General features: G+C 42.3%; 19 protein-coding genes. 16 read left to right on the forward strand and 3 right to left on the reverse strand.

Annotation, left to right across the window (positions count from 1 at the left end; genetic code table 11):
• Window positions 1-204: 204 nt before the first annotated feature.
• The 12 genes from rppA (at window position 205) to HWQ43_RS26970 (ending at window position 12,466) form a co-directional block, all read left to right on the forward strand.
• Window positions 205-936 carry a two-component system response regulator RppA gene (gene rppA, locus HWQ43_RS26910; protein WP_292739364.1) on the forward strand — a complete coding sequence of 244 codons (732 nt, stop codon included), beginning with the start codon at window positions 205-207 and terminating at the stop codon, window positions 934-936.
• 35 nt (window positions 937-971) lie between these two features.
• Window positions 972-2,306: a two-component system sensor histidine kinase RppB gene (rppB, locus tag HWQ43_RS26915; RefSeq protein ID WP_292739366.1), complete on the forward strand. Its 1,335-nt coding sequence runs from the start codon at window positions 972-974 to the stop codon at window positions 2,304-2,306.
• Window positions 2,307-2,731: 425 nt separating this feature from the next.
• Window positions 2,732-3,766, forward strand: a complete 1,035-nt coding sequence (locus HWQ43_RS26920; protein WP_292739368.1) for an aliphatic sulfonate ABC transporter substrate-binding protein — start codon at window positions 2,732-2,734, stop codon at window positions 3,764-3,766.
• Between the two features lie 259 nt (window positions 3,767-4,025).
• The gene (locus tag HWQ43_RS26925; protein ID WP_292739370.1) at window positions 4,026-4,823 is read left to right on the forward strand and encodes a class I SAM-dependent methyltransferase; all 798 of its coding nucleotides are present in this window, start codon (window positions 4,026-4,028) and stop codon (window positions 4,821-4,823) included.
• 344 nt (window positions 4,824-5,167) lie between these two features.
• Entirely contained in the window at window positions 5,168-5,329 is a 162-nt protein-coding gene (locus HWQ43_RS26930; RefSeq protein ID WP_292739372.1) for a hypothetical protein, read from the forward strand.
• 6 nt (window positions 5,330-5,335) lie between these two features.
• Window positions 5,336-6,574: an acyl-CoA dehydrogenase family protein gene (locus HWQ43_RS26935; protein WP_292739374.1), complete on the forward strand. Its 1,239-nt coding sequence runs from the start codon at window positions 5,336-5,338 to the stop codon at window positions 6,572-6,574.
• A 102-nt stretch (window positions 6,575-6,676) separates the two neighbouring features.
• Window positions 6,677-7,210, forward strand: coding sequence for an LLM class flavin-dependent oxidoreductase (locus HWQ43_RS26940; RefSeq protein ID WP_292739376.1), 534 nt, complete (start codon window positions 6,677-6,679; stop codon window positions 7,208-7,210).
• A 748-nt stretch (window positions 7,211-7,958) separates the two neighbouring features.
• A complete protein-coding gene (locus HWQ43_RS26950) occupies window positions 7,959-8,957 on the forward strand; it encodes an aliphatic sulfonate ABC transporter substrate-binding protein (protein ID WP_292739380.1) in 999 nt (332 codons plus the stop codon).
• Between the two features lie 54 nt (window positions 8,958-9,011).
• Window positions 9,012-10,043, forward strand: coding sequence for an ABC transporter substrate-binding protein (locus tag HWQ43_RS26955; RefSeq protein ID WP_292739382.1), 1,032 nt, complete (start codon window positions 9,012-9,014; stop codon window positions 10,041-10,043).
• A gap of 61 nt (window positions 10,044-10,104) precedes the next feature.
• Window positions 10,105-10,371, forward strand: coding sequence for a hypothetical protein (locus HWQ43_RS26960; protein ID WP_292739384.1), 267 nt, complete (start codon window positions 10,105-10,107; stop codon window positions 10,369-10,371).
• A 245-nt stretch (window positions 10,372-10,616) separates the two neighbouring features.
• Window positions 10,617-12,059: an NAD(P)-binding domain-containing protein gene (locus tag HWQ43_RS26965; protein WP_292739386.1), complete on the forward strand. Its 1,443-nt coding sequence runs from the start codon at window positions 10,617-10,619 to the stop codon at window positions 12,057-12,059.
• Window positions 12,060-12,115: 56 nt separating this feature from the next.
• On the forward strand, window positions 12,116-12,466 hold the full coding sequence (locus tag HWQ43_RS26970) for a hypothetical protein (protein WP_292739388.1): 351 nt from the start codon (window positions 12,116-12,118) through the stop codon (window positions 12,464-12,466).
• 265 nt (window positions 12,467-12,731) lie between these two features.
• Here HWQ43_RS26970 and HWQ43_RS33905 read toward each other — a convergent pair whose 3' ends face one another.
• The gene (locus HWQ43_RS33905) at window positions 12,732-13,838 is read right to left on the reverse strand and encodes an iron uptake porin (protein WP_366932912.1); all 1,107 of its coding nucleotides are present in this window, start codon (window positions 13,836-13,838) and stop codon (window positions 12,732-12,734) included.
• Entirely contained in the window at window positions 13,825-14,532 is a 708-nt protein-coding gene (locus tag HWQ43_RS33910; protein ID WP_366932913.1) for an iron uptake porin, read from the reverse strand. The genes HWQ43_RS33905 and HWQ43_RS33910 overlap by 14 nt, the downstream gene beginning before the upstream one ends.
• A 799-nt stretch (window positions 14,533-15,331) precedes the next feature.
• On the opposite strand from HWQ43_RS33910, the gene HWQ43_RS26980 reads away from it, so the two are divergent.
• Together HWQ43_RS26980 and HWQ43_RS26985 are read left to right on the forward strand one after the other, a co-directional pair.
• The gene (locus HWQ43_RS26980; RefSeq protein ID WP_292739390.1) at window positions 15,332-16,090 is read left to right on the forward strand and encodes an SDR family oxidoreductase; all 759 of its coding nucleotides are present in this window, start codon (window positions 15,332-15,334) and stop codon (window positions 16,088-16,090) included.
• 564 nt (window positions 16,091-16,654) lie between these two features.
• Window positions 16,655-17,755, forward strand: a complete 1,101-nt coding sequence (locus HWQ43_RS26985; RefSeq protein WP_292739391.1) for an LLM class flavin-dependent oxidoreductase — start codon at window positions 16,655-16,657, stop codon at window positions 17,753-17,755.
• A gap of 94 nt (window positions 17,756-17,849) precedes the next feature.
• On the opposite strand, the gene HWQ43_RS26990 is transcribed toward HWQ43_RS26985, so the two are convergent.
• On the reverse strand, window positions 17,850-18,767 hold the full coding sequence (locus tag HWQ43_RS26990; protein ID WP_292739393.1) for a LysR substrate-binding domain-containing protein: 918 nt from the start codon (window positions 18,765-18,767) through the stop codon (window positions 17,850-17,852).
• A 157-nt stretch (window positions 18,768-18,924) separates the two neighbouring features.
• Here HWQ43_RS26990 and HWQ43_RS26995 point away from each other — a divergent pair, with 157 nt between their 5' ends.
• Both HWQ43_RS26995 and ispE read left to right on the forward strand, forming a co-directional pair.
• Window positions 18,925-19,959, forward strand: coding sequence for an aliphatic sulfonate ABC transporter substrate-binding protein (locus HWQ43_RS26995; RefSeq protein WP_292739395.1), 1,035 nt, complete (start codon window positions 18,925-18,927; stop codon window positions 19,957-19,959).
• Between the two features lie 373 nt (window positions 19,960-20,332).
• Window positions 20,333-21,271, forward strand: a complete 939-nt coding sequence (gene ispE / locus HWQ43_RS27000) for a 4-(cytidine 5'-diphospho)-2-C-methyl-D-erythritol kinase (RefSeq protein WP_292739397.1) — start codon at window positions 20,333-20,335, stop codon at window positions 21,269-21,271.
• Window positions 21,272-21,299: the final 28 nt, after the last annotated feature.

The raw sequence follows: 21,299 nt of genomic DNA on the forward strand, positions 1-21,299 counted from the left end.
TCTCAACCCATTTTATTGTCAATGCTTCGATAGGAGTTTAGCTTTGAAGAACTAATGCTTCTCGGAGCAGTAAATCGGTTATCAGTATTCAGTCATTCTATTAAAAGAAAAAGTGTCTCTAGCTCAAGAAATAGAAAAATTTCATAACAATTTCACTTTTTCGTGAAAGCGTATTTAAAGAAGGCTTTTAGCACTGTGTTGACTATGCGACTTATATTAGTTGAGGATGAAGCAGATTTAGGTGCAGCAATAAAACAAGTCCTGAGCCATGAGGCGTATATAGTTGACTGGTTTCTAGATGGTACGCAGGCATGGCAATATTTAGAAACTGGCTGGACTGAGTACACACTTGCGATTTTTGATTGGATGCTGCCTGGAGTTTCGGGGATAGAGTTGTGTAAATGGTTGCGCGATCGCCAGTTAATTCTACCTGTATTAATGCTAACGGCTAAAGACCGGATGGAAGAAAAGATTATCGGTTTAGATAGCGGTGCAGATGATTATTTAGTTAAACCCTTTGATATGACAGAACTGCTGGCAAGATTGCGGGCATTGCAACGGCGAGCCTCTTATGTAGGAGCAACGCTTACGCCTCAAGTCAAACCCCGACGCTTACAAGTAGGTTGCCTGACTCTCAATTACAGCACTCATGAACTTACTCGTCAGTATTGTCACGGTGAAAACCGAGTATTCTCTTTAACCGTCAAGGAATTTCAATTGTTGGAATATTTCATGAGACATCCTAACCAAATTGTCAGCCGCGACCAGATTATCAATCAGCTTTGGGAAATTGGTGCAGAACCAATTAGCAATGTAGTAGCAGCACAAATTCGCTTATTGAGACGCAAATTAGGAGAAGAAGACAGCGAATCTTTGATTGAAACTATTTATGGTGTGGGCTATCGCCTAAACATTCATACTGCTGATTTTTGCTAACTTGACAGCAACACTTTGAGCAAGGTTTTAGAAACATGGAACGCAATCCCATTTTCCACCAGACTCGGTTGCGGCTTGCAGCTTGGTATACCCTCGTTATGGGCGGTATTTTGGGGCTATCTAGTTTGGGGGTTTATAGTGTGGTTGCCCATGCTTATCGTGAAACTATAGACCAGGGATTGCAATCAGTCGCAAACGCACTTCATAAAAGTATTGAACCAGCTTGGCAACAACCTGGACAATTACAACGCCTCGCTAAAGAATTTTCTTTAGAATTATGTGTGGCTCAGACAAATTGTTTGCCTAAAACAACATCTATTAAAAAATCAATAACAGAGACGGCGAATCCAGTTAATTACTATATACGCTTATTGGATCGCTCAGGAAAAATTTTTGCCAGTGGAGGCATGGAAATTGACAATTTCTCTATTACCTCAGCATTAGAGCATTGGCAAATATTAACAGATTCCTCTGGCACTCGATACCGCGAAATCACTTTACCTTTGTATACTCAAAATCAGATTTCGGGTTATCTACAAGTGGCGCGTAGTATCACTGATTTAGACCAACATCTGGTTTATTTAAGATTAGCTTTGGTGTTGGGATTGCCAATTTCCATGATTTTCGTTGGTTTGTCTAGTTGGTGGTTGGCAGGAAGGGCAATACAACCTGTATATCTTTCCTACCAACAAATGCAACAATTTACTGCTGATGCTGCCCATGAGTTTCGCACACCTTTAGCAGCAATGTACTCTACTATTGAAGCTGCTATCAAGTTACAGCAAGAACCAAAAGCCAATAGTGGAATTTTAGATGTACTCAAACGCCAAAATCGCCGCTTATCACAATTAGTTGGAGATTTGTTGCTATTAACTAGGATAGACCAAAAAGAACTAACAGGAGAATATCAGCCTTGCTGTTTGAATGATTTAATTAGCGATTTAACTGAGGAATTAGCATTTTTGGCAGTAGAAACTAAAGTCAATCTCTCTAAACAGGTACAATTCTCAGAAAACCTATATATTGTAGGAAATGAAGAACAGCTTTATCGCTTAATTTCCAACTTAATTGCCAATGCAATTCAAGCCACATCTAGCGGTGGAAAAGTCACGGTTTTTTTGGGAAAAAGTGAGCTTTACGCCATGATTAAAGTTGAAGATACAGGAATTGGTATTGCCCCAGAACATCAACTGCGAATTTTTGATCGCTTCTACCGAGTTGATCGCGCTCGCTCTCGCACCTCTGGCGGTTCGGGATTGGGATTAGTCATAGCTCAAGCGATTGTCCAAGCGCATAAAGGCAATATTCACGTTCAAAGTCAACCTGGGCAAGGTAGTACATTTACAGTTCGACTTCCTCTTTCACCGTGAGTTCTGGAAATAAAAAGACTCTATTTTTCAGCGGTACTTGGATATGTAAGAATACCGGAACTTGACTGGAACTCAACCGGAACTGTGACGAAGGCTATGGGTGCGAGTAAAAAGCCGTTTGTCGTCATTGAGAGGTCTTTGGTTTGGGGAAGAGTTGCGGCCTATTGTTTCTTTCTTTTTACCAGTTGCATCAATAGCACCGTCATCCTCGCTGCTTGATTTTTAAATTAGCTTGTGGTAAAGTCCGTACAATCATAATCTACTATAAGCCGACCGATTTATAGTAGATTATTTAGATGAGAGAGTTAGTAAACAGAGTCTAACCGCAAAATAAAAAATTTCCCCTCTTCAACTTTTACATCATTCCAAAATCAGTTTTTTAATTAAAGCCTGTATTTTAAACCCCAGAAAATTGGTAATACATCATGGTAGCAATATCTAGAAAATGCAACTTTCTAATTTTATTAGTAGCTGGAGTATTTACTCTCTCCACAACTTTAGTAAGTTGTAAAGCACCAGATACACGAGAAAAGGTAGCAGTTGCAGCTCCTAATGGCATTAAGACAAAATTGTTAAGAATTGGCTATTTTACTGCTGCGGATATCACCAAAAGTAGACAAGTTTTAGAGAAACGCTTGAATCCCTTGGGTATTCAAGTGCAGTGGGCGCAATTTACAGCTGGGCCACAGCTTTTAGAAGCAATAAATGTGGGCAGTTTGGATATCGGTGCTGTTGGTGAAACTCCACCCATATTTGCCCAAGCAACTGGTATTCCTTTTGTTCTTCTTGCTAATACTATACCGGGTACTGGTGAAGGTTCGGCGATCGTAGTACCAGAAGACTCCCCCATCAAAACTATAGCTGATTTAAAAGGTAAGAGAATTGCCTTTCAAAGAGCTACTGCTAGTCAATACTTTGTGGTTAAAGCTTTACAAGAAGGAGGACTAGAGCTAAAAGATGTCAAACATCTCAATCTGATAGCACCAGAAACTCGTGCAGCATTATCGCGTAAGAGCATTGATGCAGCTGTGCTAGGAGACCCCCACCTGGCTATATTTCAGAGAACGGAAAAAGTTCGGATTCTTCGTAATGCTAAAGGACTTTCAACCCAAGGAGGCTATTGGATAGCTGCACGTAGCTTCGTGAAAGAGAACCCTGAGCTAATAAAAATTGTCCTTGAAGAAGTCTACAAATTAGGCAAATGGTCTAAAGCAAATACGCAAGAAGTTGCCGAAATTGTCGGGCGTGATACCAAGCTTGATTTACCAACCTTAGAAACAATAGTCAAGCGTCGGCGTTTTGGCATCAGACCAATTACCGATAAGGTTATAGCAGGACAGCAAGAGATATCTGACTTGTTCTATAAGCAAAAATTTATCACTAAAAAAATTAATGTCAAGGATGTAACACTTACTCCTGAAGAATATGCTGCTATACTCCCGGCAGAAATCAAGCCTTGAGCATTTGCAGTGAACATTAAGCCTGAAAAAATTGACAATACATTATGCTAATAGTGTCTAGAAAATGCAACTTTTTAATGTTCTTGATGGCTGGAGTATTTACCCTAATTTGTAATTGGGGAAAAGGGAACGAGGAACAGTTTCGTAGGGTGTATTATCGCTGTTCTCGTAATGCACCGCAAATCTTGGTAGTGCATAGGGCTAATTTCTATAATCGCATCCTACTAAACTATGAATCAATATTAAAATCTAAAATTCGATGACGGATGAAAGAAGTCACTTAAGAACCACTTTTAATCAAGTAGCACTGTTGTATGACCAAGTTCGACCAGGATATCCAGAAGCGCTTTTTGACGATGTGGTGTCTCTCTCAGAAATCACTCCAGACGGAAGGATATTAGAGATTGGTTGTGGTACTGGTCAGGCAACTGTGCCCTTTGCCCGCCGGGGTTATCGTATACTCTGCATTGAGTTGGGTGAGAATCTTACTAAAGTTGCTCAAAAAAACCTGGCTGGTTATCCGCAAGTAGAAGTGTGTAACATCGCTTTTGAGGATTGGATAATAGAAGAAAATACCTTTGATTTAGTGATTTCGGCGACTGCTTTTCATTGGATTGACCCAAGTATTGCTTACAAAAAAACGGCTCAAGCCCTCACATCTTCAGGAGCGATCGCGCTATTTTGGAATGAACACGTACATAGTGATGCTAGTAATGGCTTCTTTGAAGAAGTACAGGAGCTATATCAAAGTTTAGCTCCTCAACTGGTTAAAGATGATGAGCCTCCTTTGCGTGAGCAGGAAGTTCCTAATAAAACAAGTGAGATTGAGCAAACAGGTTTGTTTGGTGAAGTAGTCTATCGCTCTTATCGATGGGATGCAACATACAACAGTGCAAGTTATCTCAACCTCTTAAATACTTATTCCGGTCATCTAAATTTAGATCACATTACAAAAGCACGCTTTTTTGATGCGATCGCTGAATTAATTAATACCAAGTTCAATGGTCAAATTACTAAAGGTTACTTAACTACTTTATACGTAGCCCACCTACTCTAATCCTATATAAATCATTTTGCAGATATGATTAAACAGTTACGTTTTGTAAGGGGGACTGTTAGCCAAACACCTGTTGTATATGGGATTTTAAACCACTTTGAGTAGGATAAAAATTGTCCTTGAAGAAGTTCACAAATTAGGCGGGCGTAGGCGACTGGCGTTTTCCTTGGACTTACTCCGTAGACGCTTTTGGGCTTTCAACTTTGAGTCTTTCCTGCAAAAAGACCTTAAAACAGATTGACAACTTGGGTAAAATTTGGGAGTATCAAACTACGGCAATTCGGTAGATTTTTAGTACTTTATAAAACTTAAATACATCTAAAACCCTTACAGAGGAATGGTTTTTGTCGAGTGCAGTCGGTGGCTTGATGAATATGTTACCAGATGTAATCGCCTCAAGGCTGGAAACATTCTTCAACTTTGTAGTGCTAAAGTCGCGTCACCCAGAAATAGCAATTGCCTCACCACTCACCAACATAGATTTTCCACAGAATATTCGGAGATAGAAACTAATGATTAAGAGTCCAGAGAAACTTGCAGATACGACAATTCAGTTTTCGACTCCTGTAAGAGCAAACTCGCCGGAACTCCAGCAGCTTTTTGATTTTATTGCTCTGGGAGCAAGTGAGCGCGATCGCGATCGCATCCTTCCTTATAATGTGGTTGAATTGATCCGGCGTTCCAGGTTAGGTGCATTGCGAATCCCCGTTGCCGAAGGGGGTGGTGGTAGAACCGCACGCGAACTATTCGAGGTCGTGATTCGGCTGGGGGATGCCGATCCAAACGTGGCTCACATTGTACGGAATCATTTCTCTGTTACAGAGCGAATTTTGCGTTCTGAGCGCACCCAAAGGAATCAGCGATGGCTTAAGGATGTGGTCGATGGCGCGATTATTGGACTCGCTACGACCGAATTAGAAGTCAAGCGGGCTGGCGGCGGGCAAGTTGTGAATACAAAATTAACACCTGATGGTGATGGCTATCGTCTAAATGGGACGAAGTATTACAGCACTGGCAGCCTTTATGCAGACTTGATTTTCGTGCGTGTACTAGTACCCGATGGCACTAGAGCGTTTATACTGATTCCTACTAACCGTGAGGGGATTGACCTTGTGGATGACTGGGATGGCTTCGGACAAAGACTTACAGGTACAGGAACAACTACATCCACTAATGTCCGTGTAGAGGCAGATGAAGTAATTTTTGAGACAGACACAGACCAAGACAACCTGCCATATAACATCGTTCCGCAATTATTTTTAACAGCAATTAATGCTGGTATTATTCGCAGCGTTCTACGCGATGCAACAACCCTCGTTCGTACCCGAAAAAGGACTTTCTATCATGCCGTAGCCGAGAAAGCAGCAGAAGATCCGATTTTACAGCAGACTGTTGGACAGATTGCCGCTAATGCCTTTGCTGCCGAAGCGATCGTCTTGGCGGCAGCTGATGGTCTCGATCGCCTCCCTGCTGACCAAGCTCAGGGTAAAGAGGCAGAAACAGCTGCGGCACTGGCAACTTCTCTGAGTGCATCGAAAGCCAAATTGATTGTTGATGATTTGGCATTACGTTCGGCTACTTTGTTGTTTGAAGTTGGTGGGGCTTCTACAACTAAAAAAAGCTCAAACTTTGATCGTCATTGGCGCAACGCCCGCACTTTGTCCTCACACAACCCAAATCATTTTAAGGCTCGTGCGATCGGGGACTACGAGATCAACGGTACACCATTGCCGCAACGAGGATTCTTCTAATTTTGTTCAGATCCCTGACTTCTAAACTACGGGAAACTACTTTATGAGTATTTATTCAGAAGTCGGGGATCTCGCAGCCAACCGAAACCGTTGAGAGAAACTATGAGTGCAATTGATACTACTTTTTTGAGAGCAAGTAAAGAGGCGATCGCTAGTCCCACAGACTATCCCCAAAGCCCATTATCTCAAGCTCTCCGGCAGCCAGTACTGCTAGGGCTATTCTTACCAATTCATCACGGTGGTTGGAGTTCTTCTACCCTACCGCGCACTACAGACTGGTCGTTTGATTACAATGCCAAACTGACTCAAAAGGCTGAGGAGTTAGGTTTTGATCTGGTTTTCGGCTATTCCACATGGCAGCCAAAAGGCGGACAGGGACCAACTCGGACAGAAGCAGGTTTAGATGCCTTCATTGCTACCGCTTCTCTTGCTGGTATTACCTCACGCATTCTATTAATCTCAACAATTCACGTCCTCTACGGGCCTTGGCATCCCATCCATCTGGCTAAATTTGGTGCGACGCTTGACCACATTTCTAAAGGTCGCTGGGGAATTAATGTTGTCACTGGACATCGGGCTTATGAGCATGAACTGTTCGGCTGGAGCCAAATCGAACACGATCGCCGCTATGAATAAAGCTGGTGTCGATGGCTTCCAGCTTGCCTTCTACGATTTTGAGCCTGATCTGGATTTCTTCGGTAAGCGCGTTCTACCACTACTGAAACAGGCTGGACTTAGATTCTGAGTTCTCTAACCTAGCTAATACCAATTCTCTAAAATCGGGCAACACATTCAAAATTTGACCTTCTTTATTACGAATTACGAATTGGTATTCCGCTCTGTTTTCAACTTTGCGAGGTGCATCAATGCAAGGACAAGAATGGACAAGAAATACGCTCTGGCATTAGTTACATTACAAGGTCGAGAAAACGAACCAAAGATTCCAAAGTTAAACCAGCTACTCGTTCATCCAAACGTCAAAGATTTTATCAACAAAGAATATAAAAAAAGGCTTATACCAGTTTTTTAGAGATTGTCGCCCAAATCGAAGAATTTTTTTGATATTTGTGTATATGGTTCTTTTACAGCTTATTTTCTCGCCACTTGTGTATACGTTCACATAGAAATACCCAAGCTAAATTCTCTTAGTCATAGATAAAAAATATTGATTTGGTTTGGACAGCTTATCAAAAGGTGGTATGCTTATTTCTATTAACTACGATAAGTCGATCGACTTATCGTAGTTATTTGCTATAATTTATAGATATGGCTGCTTAAACTCCTAAAAATTGATATCAAGGAGTCAATTGTGGTGAATTCTTTAAAAGAACACTGTTTTGAGTACAAACAAAAATTTTCTGCTAGTACAATCATTGTAATCGCAATGTCTTTTCTTGCTTTTATAGCTTCTAGTTGCAGTCAAAAAACATCTATCAATACTACAGCTAACTCAGATTCCTCTTCAAAAACTCTCACTACTAAAAGTACAGAGAAAAACAATGTGATTCGCTTGGGCTACCAAAAAGGCGGGATTATTCCCATTGCGCGTCAACGAGGTGAGTTAGAGCGTCAGTTAGTAACGCAAAATATCAAAGTTGAATGGAGTGGCCCATTTGACCGTTGCGCTACGCTTTTAAGTTCTCTCAATGGTAATCGGGCAGATATTGGTGGATGTGGTGATATTCCTTCGATTTCTGGAATTGCTGCCGGACAGCCTCTTTGTATTGGCTCTGTACAGCGTCCTAATCCAGATTCTTTGAGTAATGCCATCTTAGTTCGTGGTGATTCTCCCATTCGGAAACCGACTGATTTAGTAGATAAGAAAGTTGCAGTTAATCAAGGTGGTGCGGGCGAATATCTGTTATTAAAAGTTTTGGAAAAAGAAAATATTCCTTCATCTAAAGTCCAGCGAGTTTACTTATCACCGAATGATGCTGCACCTGCTCTATATCAAGGTTCTGTTGATGCGTGGGCAGTTTGGGAACCTTATATTTCAATTGCAGAATTAGAGCATAAGGCACGAAGAATCACCACTACACACCCTGCGCCTACCTACGGCATTATGGTTGTTCGTGGTGATGCAGCTAAAGAAAATCCTGTCGCCGTGAAAGCTGCTCTTAGTGCTTTGAGTGAGGATGGTGAATGGTTAAATCAACATACTAATGCTGCATCAGATTTTCTAGTTAAAGAGCTAAAACTTTCTGATGCGGTAGCCAAGCAAGTGACTAAAAATCGAGGCCCAGAGTCTTACGTATTTCCTAATACTGGGGATATAGCCAAGCTTCAGAAAACAGCTGACTGGTTACTAGAGCAAAAAATTATTCCGCAACGAGTAGATATTACAACGGCAGTGTGTCCGTTAGAAACTACCACCGCTAGGTAGGAAAGATGTAGTTGGTGGTTATTTTACTTCCTTGTTTTTTTACCCAAAAATAACGTGTTTACCAATTGGCTGCGGCAGAATTTTTTCTTCTCTCTGGGTTGCTTGTTAGTAGCAACAACAGCTTGCTCAGAGGTTAAGTCTACCAGTCCGACAAAGATCGCTGCTAATCCTAGTCCATCTAAAATTGCAGTATCGAATACAACTCAATTGCATGTTGCTAAGTATAAAGGTGGCTGGGACTTAAATTTAAAGTTAGCTGGACTAGATAATTTCCCTTACACAACTCAATTTACTGAGTTTACCGGGGGGAATTTGATGGTACAGTCAATCAATGCTGGTGCAATTGACTTAGCCTCAGCTAGTGAAATTCCACCGATTTTTGCGATTGAATCGAAAGCATCTGTAAAAATTATTGCCACTCTCAAAGGGCCAACGATTGGTCAAGTTGTACTCGTACCCAAGGACTCGACTGCCAAAACGATCGCCGATCTTAAAGATAAGAAAGTGGGTTACGTGAAAGCTACAACTGCCCACTACTTCCTGATTAAGATGTTGGAAAAAGTTGGGCTAACGATGAAGGATATCAATGCAATTCCTTTATCGATACCCGATGGGCTTGCGGCTTTTCGTAAAGGACAGCTTGATGCTTGGGCTACCTACGGTTACTCCATCCCTCAAGCCGAAAAAGAAGGGGCGCGGGTACTGGAATCTGCAAAAGATATTTTGAGTGGTAACTTTGTGATTATTGCTTCACCCAATGCGATCGCCGATCCCCAAAAGAAAGTTGTAATTGCTGATTTTCTCTGTCGTTTGCGGAAATCCCAAACTTGGCGTGAATCTAATCTTAAGCAGTGGTCGAAGAATTATGCAACTACTATCGATGTTGATGAAGGCATCGTTTATCAGGATGCCCAGCAAGGACAACAACAGCGTCGTCAAGAATTACTTCCTGTTTCTGACGAAGCTATTGCTTCTCAGCAAAAGGTTGCTGATACCTTTTTTCAAGCGGGTGTAATTTCCACAAAAGTTGATGTGAAACAACTTTGGGACAGCAGTTTTAACAAAGATATTGCCAAATGCCAATAATTGCAGAAAGAAGTAAAAAGCTCAATGTCAAAATCACCTTATTTTTAATAAGGGTAAAAATATGTTTCATGGAATAGAAAGAGAATTATTAAATGGAGTACCTTGGTTATTTGGGCAACAGTCTCAATTACCACATGATCTCCAATTAACAGATCAGCAAGAACATGAGATACGTGATATTTGGGAATTCCCACCACAAGAATCTGCTGATCGTGAGCCTGTTGTTAAGCAGGAGATAAAACGGTTTGGGATTTTCAGCAAACTAAAAAGTTTTTATTTATTGGCGACGCCGAATAGCCCGCCGCAGGCATCGCCTTTAAATAAGTAAAGACAAGTGTTATCAGCTACTCAAATGAATAGAAAATTTCAACTAATTTTCAATGTGCAGTACAGCTTTACTGGGGTAGCTTCTTTCAAGTATTTGGGCGACATCAGCACAGCTTCGCTAACAGTTAGCAATCATTTAGTTTGCAACCCAGAATATTAGAGAAGCTAATAATTAGTTTTACATGATATTATGCTTTTCAGTATCACTAATCTCGATAAAATCTCATTTCATCCTTAAATACCGATATGACAACAACGACTGACCTCGATTTTGCTGCACGTGAGGCGTTGCGCCTACTCGGCCCCGATCCCGAAAACTGGGTGAGCGATCGCTCAGGCATTGACCACAATGTGACGATAGTAGGTGGTAGTGGCAGTGGCAGCACCTTCGCATTTGCCCTGCGGCGTGCTGGCATTGGGCGCGTGACAGTCATCGATGAGGCTCTTGACGAAGCCCATGCAGGCGTGTGGCTGACGCGGGCGCGGATGAAAAAGCTACGCACACCGAAAAACCTACCAGGGCCAGAACTGGGCATTCCGGCGCTATCATTTCAAGCTTGGTACGAGGCGCGGCACGGTGTTGAGGCATACGCAGCGCTTGACCGCATTCCACGAGTGGCGTGGGCTGAGTACCTCAGCTGGTATCGGCATTTTCTGGGCATTCCAGTTCGGTATCAGACGAAGTTGGTGTGGATTGAGCCGGACGCCGATTTCTTTCGTCTACACCTAGAAGTGAACGGTGTCGCCCAGGTGGAAACCACACGTAAAATTATCTTCGCCAACGGTGTAGCTGGCACTGGTGGCCCAAACATACCGCCTGTATTGGCATCTCTGCCACGCACCTTATATGCACATACCGCCGATGCAATCGACTTCAACAATCTACGTGGCAAAACAGTAGCAGTGCTGGGTGCTGCGGCCTCGGCCTTTGATGCGGCAGGAGTGGCATTGGAATCAGGCGCGAAGGCAGTACACCTGTTCGCACGACGGCCAGCGATCGCATCTCTGCCAGTGAATCGCCTCCGAGGTTATCCTGGCGCTTACTATAACTATCCGCAACTACCTGATGCAGCTCGGTGGTTCCAAGCTTGGCGGTTTAATCAGGTTGGCTCTACGCCACCACCAGACGCAATCGAGCGGGTAATAGCGTTTTCTAACTTCCACTTGCACTTATCTGCACCGTGGAAATCTGCTCACAATCAAGGCGATCGCATCGTCGCTCAGGTAAATGATGATGTTTTCGAGTTCGATTTTGCGATCGCTGGTACTGGTTATTTCGTTGACCCGACAAAGCGGCCGGAACTCGCCGAATTTGCACATCATATCGCACTCTGGCGCGATCGCTATGAAGCCCCAGCCGACCAGCGTGACGATCAACTTAGCACCTACCCTTACCTTGGCAGCGCCCATGAATACGAAGAGAAAGTACCTGGCAATGCCCCCTATCTGAAAGACATCCATGTGTTCAATCCTGCTGGTTTCGTAAGCTTCGGTCTGCCCATCGGCGACGTACCCAGCATCCGACGCGATGTGCCAGCAATAGTGGCCCGCATCAGCCACGACTTATTCTTCGCTGACTGGTCACTACACGAAGCCCGGATCACTAACGGCAACATTTCGCCGGACTTTGACACATCTTTGTATGCAGATGCGGTGTGGAAACAGCAAGCCGAGGTGGCAGTCAGCTAAATCTGTGTAGCGTTTATAATTCACGCCGAATGTGAATTAAAATGGTCTGCATCCAGATGCAATCGAGAATCAGCGACCAAACCACCTTAACAGAACATCTCTACCGTCACACAGGGATGAACACAGCCTTTGTGTGCTTTTTTCACGGCGACACACCCCTATCTTTCCTCGGCCAGGGTGAAACATTTGCTGCTTGGCTGATGTGCGTTGAGTATGTCCATGACCTTACTCGCCCTCCTCATTTTGATGATGCACTTCAACCCCTGACCCAACTTTCTCTACTCTTGCGAAAGACCTACAAGCAACTCGTCGAATATCTACGAAAACGCCATCCAGATATTTATGCAGCCAAAGCAGCAATTGTAGAATTTCATCTAGAACAAGAACTTAATCAAATTAGCCCCTAAGAGCTAATTTGTAAACTAGAGTAAAGTTTTTGCCTCGTAAGGGTTTCAGGAATTTGAGCCAATCAAGCGTTTATTCTCTGAAAGTCATGCCCAATAATGAATTGAGTATTTTTAAGATTTTCTTTACGAATCAGCTCTTAATTCTCAATTTTTGGGTTTTTTAATTGGAGTTGTAATTAAATCTTCTCCCAAATAAGCTTTATCTCTTGGAGATCACAAAACTTTTTGGTCTACTGAAATTTGAATTTGGAATTACTGGTTCGGGTTAAAACCTGAAGGTAGTACGGAGCCAAACAACTATACTATCAGGATTGCTAGCATCAGAGTCAGGTGCAGTAATCCAGATTACACCGGGGGTGATCGCAATATTATCATTGGCTTGATATTGATAAAAGCCCTCAATGTGTAAGGAAGTATCTTTGTCTGCTACGCCATTCCCTGCTCCTAAATTCACATTTGGACTCAGACTAGTCAGCTTTGGTTCCATACCCACAAAAATACCTCCCAAACTACCTTTTTGGAATAAATCGGGAAATGATAGTCCGACACCCCAGTCCCAGACATCTGCATCACCGCTTCCCAAGTAACGGTGCGCGGAATAACCTACCCATCCATTTACTGCCAGAGATGGATTAATCCGATAAAAAGCTGCTGCACCATAAAGATTTCCTAAAGTTGCTCTTCCAGCCACGGTGCTGTTTGCTAAGTTACTGCCGATGGCTGGGCCGAAGTTTGTGCCACTGAGACCTGTAGTGTTTGGTGGACTATAAGTATTGGCGTAAGTTAAAGCCAACCGGAAATTCTTGTTGGGGCTGCTGTATAGTAATTGTCCTAGAGCTACATACCTGCCTTGAAATAAGCCATTATTCTCTGTCGGATTGTTACCGTTAATCGAGGTGTATTGCAATCCTAATTGAAACTGGTTACTAAAGTTATGAAGAATAGCGACTCCGGCTCCAGTATCTCCATAGTTATAGACCATATTTCGCCGCGAATATCGTGAGATTCCATTAGCTGCTGATCCTTCAAAATACGGGCTGATGCTTCCGCTCAAGCCTAGTTCAAAGGCTCCATCAGATTGAGCAAAAACGTTAATTGCAGTATTACTACCAAGTAAATAACGATAGCGGACGCCACTGGCTATAACTTCATTGTTGGGGAAAAGTGGACTGGCGTTATCAGAAGTTTTGCCATCATTGGTTCCAAGTATTCCACTTCTTGTTCTTCCTAAAGAGGCAATATTGTCTGCTGTAAGCACTATCCGCAGTTGATCTGTACCGTTAAAACTGGTGTTTAACTTTAAATTAACATAGTCGCCTAAAGTGAAGTTGTGAGGTGCGGGTTTCTTGGTGAGGACGTTATTGCCTGCCACAAGTCCTCCAATTACAATGGCAGCTTGACCAACGAGTGCACCTGCGGAATGTGGGTTGAAGAACTGCTGTTCGTGTTTCCAAGGAATCCACTTTCCCCCGCAGTTGGGCTAGTTCTGGCGCAAATTGATTTTGGAGTTTTTGCAATGTTTCTAAATCTTCTTTTCTCAGCAAATCGCTGGTTCCCGCACTCACCAGTTCATTGATTCTCGCCAGGGCTGCATTTAGTCCGGCCGCAAACTCGTAACGAGTCATTGCCCGATTCCCCTGAAAGGTTTGGTTGGGGTAGCCTGCAATCACACCATACCGTTCTACTAAAGATTGCAAAGCTTGAAACGCCCAGTCAGTAGGTTTGATATCTGATAACTGCGAAACAGAATTTACCTGCCCCATTGCGGCATTATCATCTAGCGATCGCACTTGATGGCTGCTGACTGGGCTAGCGCTAGTCTTAGGTACTGGTGAGAGTAATTGTGAAACAGGCGTAACTTGCTCTCCTACAGAATTGTTGTGATCGGCAAAAAATACAGGCGACTGCCCAGAAGCTGGGACAAGGGTGGTATTACTCACAGTAGATGAAGTAGATTCAGGTATATTAGCCTGACTTTTTGTCGGATTCATAACTAAGATAATTAAGATATCTAGCAAAAAAAGTAACCAGAATGTAAATCTAGAATTCCAGCCAATAATCGACATGACTCCTCAACCTTAAAAGCAAAAGAACTGACTATAGAACATAAAAAGCCGCAGAAATATTTCTGACAATACTTCTGCTAAAATGCCAGATGAGATTACTAGCAAGGATTTTACTGGTTAGAGAGCTGAAATATCAGGTTCTTAAACCAGCAATACATTAATTGAATATGCAATCCAGAGAATCTCCTAAATTCGGATTTCTGAAGTCATTCGAGAATATTTTAAACATCTTGTTTCTGATGCTGCTTCATCGGATATCTTCTTCAAGTCCTTTTTTCTCGAACTAAAGAAAATAATATCAAGTAGATGCTATGTGAACAAAGATTTCAAAAACATCTTCTGACATCCTGTTTTCTTGGTTATGGCGTAGTCAGTTCATCATTGGCTACTTACTTCAACGACTAAAAACTAATTTCTCTTCTAGTTATTTCTGAGCAAATTGACATGGCTAGATATCATATTTTGCGCTCAAATAACTAAAAATACTATTAACATTTATTCAAGTACTATAAATCCATTAGGTTATAGTACTTTCTGCAAACTTATCTTTGCATAGAGATTTGTAAAATGCAAGTATCGCAACTATAGAACCAACTGATACCAAAATAGTATCAAGTGCAATACTTTTTTTGAAATTCCTCTCTGCTTTTATTTGCTGTAGAATTTCTTTGGAAATAAAAACAACATATTTAATTCAACTCACCGAACGATACAGTGAACGAAGAACGAAGTTACGATCTTGCTCTGGCAAAATTGAATTGGAGAAACCTAACTCACCAAGAAAGGAATTGTAAATGATATGTCCAATAAACGTTTTCAGAACAAAGTCGTCCTTGTCACTGGAGGTAATAGCGGGATCGGTTTGGTTACAGCAAAAGCTTTCGCAGAAGAAGGGGCAAATATCATCATCTCCGGAAGAAATCCAAAAACTCTTGACTCTGCTACAAAAGATATTGGTTCAAACGCACTGGCAATTCAAGCAGATGTATCTCAGGTTTTTCAAATTGAATCAATGATGAACCAAATTCATGAGAAATTCAGTCGTTTAGATGTGCTTTTCGCGAACGTGGGAATTTCAAAGTTTTTTTCTGTGGAAGCAACAAGCGAAGAAGCTTTCGATACTCAAGTCGCCGTTAACTTTAAAGGAGTATTTTTTACTGTCCAAAAGGCGATTCCACTGATGACGCAAGGGGGAGCCATTGTCTTGAACGCATCAATTGGTAGTCAAACAGGATTTCCCACAACGAGTGTCTATTCCGCCACAAAGGCCGCAGTGAGGTCGCTCGGACGTACTTTTGCTGCTGAACTAGTGGATAAAGGCATTCGTGTAAATGTCGTTAGTCCCGGTACAATTCAAACGCCGATCCTGAGCAGGGCTGAAGGTTTTAATCCTGAGAATATAGATGTATTTCTTCAGCATTTTGCTCAAAAAATTCCAATGAAACGAGTGGGAAGACCTGAAGAAGTAGCGAAAGCCGTATTGTTCCTCGCATCAACGGACGCTTCTTATATTCTGGGAACTGAGATGATCGTTGATGGTGGAATGTTAGAAATTTAAGCCTTTTGATTCGCTAGTTACAGAGGATTCCATGCCTCTGCTTGTAAATTATATGGTTTCTTATGATTACTTTTACTATTGTAAAAATAATTTGTTTTTTCCTAATTTGTTTTTCTCAGACAATAGTAAATTACATAGTTATCTTCATAGGTGATAGTGTGATGCAAGTTTATAAGCAGCTAAACTCCAAATTTAAAACTGGTATCACTATTGAAAAACGGAGTAAATGACGCGGGAATAAAGGTAATTTATCGTCTGAACTCTTAGAGGGTTTTTAAAAAGTGTTTTGCTGTGACTTTAGGCGTTTTTAGATCCTCCCTAGCCTTCAAAAAGGGGGAATCGGAATCAAAGCTCCCCAATTGATCGGGGGATTTAGAGGGATCTAAAACCTTAGATGCCGACAAGAGAATTTTTCAAACATCCTCTTATAACAAGTGTCACATCAGCAAACTATAAACTTTGAATATGGAGGTCTAAACCCTGAAACTTAAATAGTTCTTCAACAGCACACAAGGCCATACCCAAATAAAATATTTTCGGCATTCATATTTAGGAGAATTGACAATGCCAGTCGAGTTCATCGGAGCAATCCGGACAAAACCAGTTTCGGAGTTAAATAATGTTCAGAATTTCCTGAACGAAAACATAATAGACCAAGACTACATTCGTGAACTCACTCAAGCCCATGAAAAAGGCGGCTTTGAGCGGGTACTAGTTGCCTACAGAGCTAATAACCCTGATAGCTTTATTGTAGCTAGCTACGCTGCTTCAATAAGCGAGCAATTGGGCTTTTTAATTGCACATCGACCAGGTTTTGTCGCACCAACTCTGGCTGCTCGCACAGCAGCGACCCTTGACCATTTCACTAATGGTCGGATCGCAGTGCATATAATTACTGGTGGTTATGATGCAGACCAGCAAAGGGATGGGGACTGGCTCGACCATGACAACCGCTATCGTCGCACTGATGAGTACTTAGAAATTGTCCGCCGCATCTGGACAAGTGACACTCCTTTTGATTACGAAGGCGAATTTTATCGCGTCAAAGATGCTTTCTCTGCAATTAAACCGTTTCAAAAGCCTCACATCCCGCTTTACTTTGGCGGCGCATCTAACCAAGCCGTGCAAGTAGGAGCCAAGCACAGTAATGTCTACGCCATGTGGGGTGAGCCAATTGCTGCAATTAAAGAGCGGATAGCAAATGTTCGTGCTGCTTTACCAGATGGTCGTGATATTCGCTTTAGCGTTTCTGTGCGACCTATTCTTGGTGTCACAGAAGAACAGGCTTGGGAAAAAGCTTACAACATTTTGGCGCGAATTCAAAAACTACGGGGAGGGGCAACACTAATTCCTTCAGAGCCTTCACAAGCAGTAGGGTCACAGCGGTTAGTAGACTTTGCCCAAAAAAGTGAAATCTACGATAAGTGTCTGTGGACACCAATTGCCACAGCTACCGATGGAGGAGGTAACACGACAGCTCTGGTGGGAACACCAGAACAAGTTGCAGAGGCTTTAGTTGATTATTACGATGCAGGTGTTACGACCTTATTGATCCGGGGTTTCGATCTTGTACAGGATGCGATCGAGTATGGACGTGAGGTTATTCCTCTAGTACGTGCAGAAGTAGCACGGCGAGAGCGCCAAGCAGTTACAGTAGGAAACTAATAATCATATATAGGACTCCTATTTGATTTTTGAAATACACGTAGGTATGTGTTAGCTGAAAGTACGACACAACGCCAGTATTTTTAAGAAGTTTCTAATGTCGTTCTATAAAATGCAATAGCTCAGATACGTTTGAATGATTAGCAGTAGTGATGAATTTCAGGAAGAGTTTGAGTTGTGGAGATTGAGGCCCGTCTCGCCAGACAGAGGAAATCTGGAACTTAGGACAAGGCGGTAGTATAGCGATAAATCGCAAGTCTTCCGTGGCGAATTTACTCAAGGTTCGTGTAGTCAAAAGTATACCTGCACCAGAGGAGACAAGTACCGGGCATTGCTGGTTAGGTTTCTTATGGAGTAGCTTAGGCTCAACGCCTCCGTTTCTTAACAGAGCGAGAAAACTGTCATAAAACTGCGGATTTTCCCGCCTCGGTTGAAAGATGAATGTCTCATTACAGAGATCGGTAAAAGGAATAAGTTTTTTGTTTCCTAGCCGATGAGTCTTGGGAACGAGAATCCCAAAGTCCTCTTGATGAATCAATTCCGTTAAAACTCCATTCAAGTTGATTCTACCTTCAACAAATGCAACCTCAAGTTTTCCTATTTGTAATTGTCTTAATTGCTCTTGCGAAGATATCTCCTCAGTGAGGATATGTATCTCAGGATGATGGTAGCGAAATGCTGACAGCACCGACGCAAGAATACTATGGAAAGCCGAGCCACAAAAACCCACGCGAAGTGTGCCCTCGCCGCTGTTTGCTGATTGACTAACCCGTTGCTTGAGTTGCTCGGCTTGATCAATCAAGTCCTTTGCTCCTTGGTAGAGAGTTGTCCCACTCTGAGTCAGCTCAACCCTTGTGGTTGAGCGCTCAAAGAGCTTGACTCCTAACTCCTGCTCAAGTCGTTGCACAAGTCTTGTCAAGGGGGGTTGTGTCAGATGCAATCTTGCTGCCGCTTTTCTAAAGTTCAATTCTTCTGCAAGGACTAGGAAAGCGTTTAAATCTCTCAATTCCATATAATAAATACACAAAAATTCACTAATACCACATCGTATCAAGCGGGATAGTTTTTTGAAATGCTTTTGTTATATGAAACAAAAAAGTCATAGATCAGGTGTATAAAAAGCTGAATAGGTAAACCTAAGTTAGATCAAAAAGAAACTGTAAGTCATTATGTCTAATCCACATTTGTACAACAACCTTGGGAATCACTCCAAGATATCCAGACGCGATTTTTTAAATGCCTGTTATGGACTCATGGGTTTGTCTACTGCTTTAGTCAGCTGTAATACAAAAAATAGCAATACCAGATTAGTTCGACTTGGTTATCAAAATTCTGGGGATCTCATTGCCCACGAGAAGAAAGTGATGGAGAAGCGTCTGGCTCCTCTGGGAGTTGATGTCCAGTGGTCTTTGTTCGTCTCTGGCCCTCCCCTACTAGAAGCTTTAGATAGTGGTAGCATCGATCTAGGTCCAACGGGAGAAACGCCGCCTATTTTTGCCCAGGCAGCTGGCAGCAAGTTGGTGTATCTAGTTAACATACCAGGGCTAACTGCAGAAGCCAAAGCGATCATCGTCCCAAAGGACTCTTCGATTCGCACTTTGACCGATCTCAAAGGCAAAAAAGTTGCTTTTGCTAGGGGTACTGCTCTGACTTATTTCTTAGTGAAAGCACTCGAAGAAGTAGGGCTGAAACTCAGCGATATTAAACCAGTGAATCTGACGACTATCGATGGACGCTCGGCATTTTTGAATAAGACGGTAGATGCCTTTGTAGCTTCCGATCCATCTTTACTGCAACTCCAGCGAGAAACTAGTATTCGCGTCCTGCGAGATGGTAAAGGAATTGAAACACCGGGTGGCTATTACCTGGCTTCCCGAGAGTTTGCCACAAAGAATCCCGATCTGCTCAAGGCAATTCTGGAAGAGTATTACAAAGTTGGACAATGGACAAATAACAACAGGCGTGAGGCAGCTGCAATCATCGCACCGAAGACCAAGGTCGATACTTCAATGATGGAGCTATTGCTGACGAGGCGTAATTTTGATATGAAACCGATTACCGAGCAAGTAATTAGCGCTCAACAGCAGGTTGCGGATCTGCTGTATCAGTTAAAGATTATTCCAAAACAGGTAGATGTTCGCTTGGGAATCTTAACCCCTACACAGTATGCGGCAATTACTCCTGATATTATAAGCAGTAAGTAGCCCTCATGAACCGCATACACCAGGACGCATGAAAATGGGATAATTTGGTGTTCCACAGAAGTTGTTCCTACCTGGTGCTTAAAAGCCTATTAAATAGCCAAACTATGATACCTGCAATTACTAGAAACTGTTCTTCCTGAAGAAGGAAAGCACGAAAGTCAGATTATTACTCACACTTTAAATGTGAATACATAATAGGAGGCATTAATAAATACAATGCTAGAGCAGGATTTACATCGCATTGATAATTTAGACGATCGCTCTATGCTGACTGCTGCCGGATTTTGGAATTACTATTTGATGACAATATAAGTTAATGAGTCAAGTCCAGAATTTCATTATCTTTTAGGTCTTATTTAGCGACAAGTCTCTTATGCAATCTTATTCCCTGATAGCCTCTGCCAAAATCAATTTGTACTTAGAGATTATTGGCACTCGTCCAGATGGTTACCATAATTTGGCAATGGTACTCCAAAGCATTGACTTGGCTGACCAGATTGACCTGCACCCACTACAAACCAATGCTATTTGTTTGCATTGTGACCATCCAGAAGTGCCTCAAGACCACAACAATCTTGCTTATAAAGCAGCAGCATTGATGGCAGAAAACTTCAGTGATGCTTTTGCCAAGTTTGGTGGTGTAGATATTACAATTCAGAAACGGATTCCTGTGGGAGCAGGATTGGCAGGGGGTTCTACAAATGCTGCTGCGGTTTTGGTCGGGTTAAATTTGATGTGGGATCTGAAACTGAATGACAAACAATTACAATACTTCGGATCTTTATTAGGATCTGATGTGCCTTTCTGTATTACTGGTGGTACAATGCTAGCTACAGTAAGGGGGGAACATCTTTCTTCTCTACAAGCATTGGATAATTCCTATGTAGTATTAGGTAAATATCGCAGTCTCTCCGTTTCAACAGCTTGGGCCTACCAAACATTTCGTCATCAATACTTAACAGATGATGTTACCAGAGAGCATCATCAGCAAGAAGTGCATTTAGAAAAAATGGTGTCCGCGATCGCTCACCGGAATGAGCGGCAAATTGGTCAGTTGCTTTACAATGACCTAGAACGGGTAGTGTTGCCACAATATCCTCAGGTACAGCGACTGCGAGACGAATTCCAGGGGTTGGGATGTGCTGGAATGATGTCAGGTTCTGGTCCCACTGTATTTGCCTTAACTAACTCTCAAACTCAAGCACAGCAAGTCATAGAATCAATTAAAATAGCGATTCCTGACCCTGATTTAGAATTGTGGGTTTCACAATTCACCTCTTCCAGTATTCGTGTTGCGTCCTTTACAAAATAATTTTTCAAGCTTAACTTTTTAGAGGGGA

This window comes from Nostoc sp. JL31 (assembly GCF_017114965.1).
In the GTDB taxonomy this organism is placed as follows: Bacteria; Cyanobacteriota; Cyanobacteriia; order Cyanobacteriales; family Nostocaceae; genus Nostoc; species Nostoc punctiforme_A.

Coding starts and splice junctions, on each gene's coding strand:
- ispE (WP_292739397.1), top strand. CDS start 20,333: ATGCAATCTTATTCCCTGATAGCCTCTGCCAAAATCAATTTGTACTTA.
- HWQ43_RS26960 (WP_292739384.1), top strand. CDS start 10,105: ATGTTTCATGGAATAGAAAGAGAATTATTAAATGGAGTACCTTGGTTA.
- HWQ43_RS26985 (WP_292739391.1), top strand. CDS start 16,655: ATGCCAGTCGAGTTCATCGGAGCAATCCGGACAAAACCAGTTTCGGAG.
- HWQ43_RS26990 (WP_292739393.1), bottom strand. CDS start 18,767: ATGGAATTGAGAGATTTAAACGCTTTCCTAGTCCTTGCAGAAGAATTG.
- HWQ43_RS26920 (WP_292739368.1), top strand. CDS start 2,732: ATGGTAGCAATATCTAGAAAATGCAACTTTCTAATTTTATTAGTAGCT.
- HWQ43_RS26935 (WP_292739374.1), top strand. CDS start 5,336: ATGATTAAGAGTCCAGAGAAACTTGCAGATACGACAATTCAGTTTTCG.
- HWQ43_RS26965 (WP_292739386.1), top strand. CDS start 10,617: ATGACAACAACGACTGACCTCGATTTTGCTGCACGTGAGGCGTTGCGC.
- HWQ43_RS33910 (WP_366932913.1), bottom strand. CDS start 14,532: ATGTCGATTATTGGCTGGAATTCTAGATTTACATTCTGGTTACTTTTT.
- HWQ43_RS26995 (WP_292739395.1), top strand. CDS start 18,925: ATGTCTAATCCACATTTGTACAACAACCTTGGGAATCACTCCAAGATA.
- rppB (WP_292739366.1), top strand. CDS start 972: ATGGAACGCAATCCCATTTTCCACCAGACTCGGTTGCGGCTTGCAGCT.
- HWQ43_RS26925 (WP_292739370.1), top strand. CDS start 4,026: ATGACGGATGAAAGAAGTCACTTAAGAACCACTTTTAATCAAGTAGCA.
- HWQ43_RS26940 (WP_292739376.1), top strand. CDS start 6,677: ATGAGTGCAATTGATACTACTTTTTTGAGAGCAAGTAAAGAGGCGATC.
- HWQ43_RS26970 (WP_292739388.1), top strand. CDS start 12,116: ATGCAATCGAGAATCAGCGACCAAACCACCTTAACAGAACATCTCTAC.
- rppA (WP_292739364.1), top strand. CDS start 205: ATGCGACTTATATTAGTTGAGGATGAAGCAGATTTAGGTGCAGCAATA.
- HWQ43_RS26950 (WP_292739380.1), top strand. CDS start 7,959: ATGTCTTTTCTTGCTTTTATAGCTTCTAGTTGCAGTCAAAAAACATCT.
- HWQ43_RS26980 (WP_292739390.1), top strand. CDS start 15,332: ATGTCCAATAAACGTTTTCAGAACAAAGTCGTCCTTGTCACTGGAGGT.